2 rRNA genes are annotated in these 3507 nt (G+C 54.7%); both read left to right on the top strand.

Features of this window, described 5'->3' with window-relative positions:
- The first annotated feature begins 256 nt into the window (after positions 1-256).
- Positions 257-3219: ribosomal RNA gene (locus G4D87_RS35570) — 23S ribosomal RNA — on the top strand.
- Positions 3220-3378: 159 nt separating this feature from the next.
- Positions 3379-3495, top strand: a 5S ribosomal RNA gene (gene rrf / locus G4D87_RS35565).
- The last annotated feature ends 12 nt before the right edge of the window (positions 3496-3507 follow it).

Below are 3507 nucleotides of genomic sequence, written 5' to 3'. Positions count from 1 at the left end.
TTGAGAGAAGCGTTCTTTGACAAGTGCATACGAAGGGTAAGTTCAATTTCTGCTGAGAGAAGTTCTCGCAGAAGCCCTGACGAAAGTACCCGCCGACGCCGTGAGGCGAAGGTGAGGGAAGCAGTCAGGTGCTTTTAATCAAGCGTAGGTAAAGAAGAAGTCTTCCAGGCTTGCTGCGAAGAGCAGGAGTCTGGGCCTTGGTTTCGAGTTTCGATAAACCGCCGTGAGGCGGGCGTGAAAAACAAGAGATTAGGGCAAGTAAGCTACTAAGGGCGTGCGGTGGATGCCTAGGTGCCAAGAGGCGATGAAGGACGCGGGTGGCTGCGAAAAGCTCCGGGGAGCTGTCAACCGAGCGTTGATCCGGAGATGTCCGAATGGGGAAACCCAGCGCTGCGAATAGCGGCGTTACCTTCCACTGAATACATAGGTGGAATGGAGCTAACCAGGGGAAGTGAAACATCTCAGTACCCTGAGGAAGAGAAAACAATGAGTGATTCCCAAAGTAGTGGCGAGCGAAATGGGAGCAGCCCAAACCGAAACCACGAAAGTGGCGTCGGGGTAGAGGGTCCACGGTAGGACTTTGACTTGCTAGCGGAAGCTTCTGGAAAGAGGCACCAAAGAGCGTGATAGTCGCGTACGCGAAAGCGAGTTGGAGCTGAGTGGGTTACCCAAGTAGGGCGGGACACGTGCAATCCTGCCTGAATCAGCCGGGACCATCCGGTAAGGCTAAATACTCCTTGGCGACCGATAGTGAACAAGTACCGCGAGGGAAAGGTGAAAAGAACCCCGGTAAGGGGAGTCAAAAGAACCTGAAACCGCATGTCTACAAGCAGTTCGAGCACTACGGGGCAACCCAGTGCGAGAGCGTACCTTTTGCATCATGATTCGGCGACTTAATATACGTAGCGAGGCTAAGCCGTTAGGTGGAGCCGGAGCGAAAGCGAGTCCGAATAGGGCGTTTAGTTGCGTGTATTATAACCCGAAGCGGGGTGATCTACACATGGCCAGGTTGAAGTGCGGGTAACACCGCATGGAGGACCGAACCCGTGAAAGTTGAAAATTTCTGGGATGAGCTGTGTGTAGGGGTGAAAGGCCAATCAAACTCCGTGATAGCTGGTTCTCCCCGAAAGATATTTAGGTATCGGCTCGGGCAATTCAATGCCGGAGGTAGAGCACTGGAACGGCTAGGGGTCTCACCAGATTACCAAACCGTACCAAACTCCGAATGCCGGCAATTGTTATCCCGGGACGCAGTCAGTGGGTGATAACGTCCATTGGCAAGAGGGGAATAACCCAGACCGACAGCTAAGGCCCCCAAATCTAGTCTAAGTGAACACTAGAAAGGATGTGGCAGGTCATTGACAACCAGGAGGTTGGCTTAGAAGCAGCCATCCTTTAAAGAAAGCGTAATAGCTCACTGGTCAAGACAGGCCGCGCCGAAAATGTAACGGGGCTCAAGACTAGTGCCGAAGCTTCGGGTCACACGTAAAGCGTGTGGCGGTAGGGGAGCGTCCCAGTTGCAGCGAAGGTCGACTGAAAAGGCGGCTGGAGCGACTGGGAGTGCTGATGCCGAAATGAGTAGCGATAAAGGGGGTGAGAAACCCCCTCGCCGTAAGCCCAAGGTTTCCTGGGTCAAGTTAATCTTCCCAGGGTTAGTCGGAACCTAAGCCGAGGCCGAAAGGCGTAGGTGATGGAAAGCGGGTTAATATTCCTGCACCATCTTGTGAGCGTTGAACTAAGGGAGGACGGAGAAAGCTAGGCGAGCTGACCGGTGGTTGTGTCAGTCTAAAGGTGTAGGGGTGTCGCGTACGAATAAAGGCGCGGCAGCTATCCCCGAGACTCCATGGCGCCCCGTAAGGGGTAAGTCGCTGATGCTCTGCTTCCAAGAAAAGTCCCGTAGGGAGCTTACAGGGTGTCCGTACCGTAAACCGACACAGGTGGGCGAGGAGAAAATCCTAAGGCGCTTGAGAGAACTCTCCTCCAAGGAACTAGGCAAATTTCCACCGTAACTTCGGAAGAAGGTGGGCCTCTGGTAGGTGTAGGCGTACAGCCGAAGCCGAGAGAGGTTGCAGAGAAATGGCGGTAGCGACTGTTTACCAAAAACACAGGACTCTGCGAAGGCGACAAGCCGACGTATAGGGTCTGACTCCTGCCCGGTGCTGGAAGGTTAAGGGGATTCGTCAGCCGCAAGGTGAAGCGATGATCCGAAGCCCCAGTAAACGGCGGCCGTAACTATAACGGTCCTAAGGTAGCGAAATTCCTTGTCGGGTAAGTTCCGACCTGCACGAATGGAGTAACGACTTCCGCGCTGTCTCGGAGAGGGACTCAGCGAAATTGAAATAGCTGTGCCGATGCAGTTTACCCGCAGCAAGACGGAAAGACCCCGTGAACCTTTACTATAACTTGACAGTGACACTAGGGATTGACTGTGTAGGATAGGTGGGAGCCTTTGAAGCCGGGCCGCTAGGTTCGGTGGAGGCAACGGTGAAATACCACCCTGTTGATTTCTGGTGTCTAACCATGTCCCGTCAGCCGGGATTGGGACACTGTCTGGTGGGTAGTTTGACTGGGGCGGTCGCCTCCCAAAAAGTAACGGAGGCGCGCGATGGTTCCCTCAGCCCGATTGGAAACCGGGCGTCGAGTGCAATGGCATAAGGGAGCTTGACTGCGAGACGGACACGTCGAGCAGGTGCGAAAGCAGGTCATAGTGATCCGGTGGTCCTGAATGGAAGGGCCATCGCTCAACGGATAAAAGGTACTCCGGGGATAACAGGCTTATCTCCCCCAAGAGTTCACATCGACGGGGAGGTTTGGCACCTCGATGTCGGCTCATCGCATCCTGGGGCTGGAGCAGGTCCCAAGGGTTTGGCTGTTCGCCAATTAAAGCGGTACGCGAGCTGGGTTCAAAACGTCGTGAGACAGTTTGGTCCCTATCTGCTGTGGGCGTAGGATACTTGAGAGGCTCTGACCTTAGTACGAGAGGACCGGGTTGGAGGCACCGCTGGTGTACCAGTTGTCTCGCCAGAGGCATCGCTGGGTAGCCATGTGCCGATTGGATAACCGCTGAAAGCATCTAAGCGGGAAACCGACCTCAAGACCAGGTATCCCGGGCGTAAGCCCCTGAAGACCCGTCGAAGACTACGACGTTGATAGGCCGGGTGTGTAAGCGTGGTAACACGTTCAGCTAACCGGTACTAATTGGTCGTGAGGCTTACTTTCCCCATTCTCTTGCATGCCCCCTCAAGGGGAGTAAGGGACTCGGGGCCAAGGCCGAGGCTCGAGTGCTTCACGCACTCGCCTGGAAGACTGAAATACGCACAGCGAGACTTCGCTCAAACGAAATTGAAACTTACCCTTTGTATGCACTGTCGCTTGTTTTCCGGTGGCTATGTCGGAGGGGTTCCACCCGTTCCCATCCCGAACACGGAAGTTAAGCCCTCCAGAGCCGATGGTACTTCGCGGGAAACCGCGCGGGAGAGTAGGTCGCTGCCGGATTCTTTTTGAGAA

It is taken from the genome of Myxococcus vastator, assembly GCF_010894475.1.
In the GTDB taxonomy this organism is placed as follows: domain Bacteria; phylum Myxococcota; class Myxococcia; order Myxococcales; family Myxococcaceae; genus Myxococcus; species Myxococcus vastator.
Note: the sequence above shows the minus strand (reverse complement) of the source record. Positions and strands in the feature narration are given on the sequence as shown.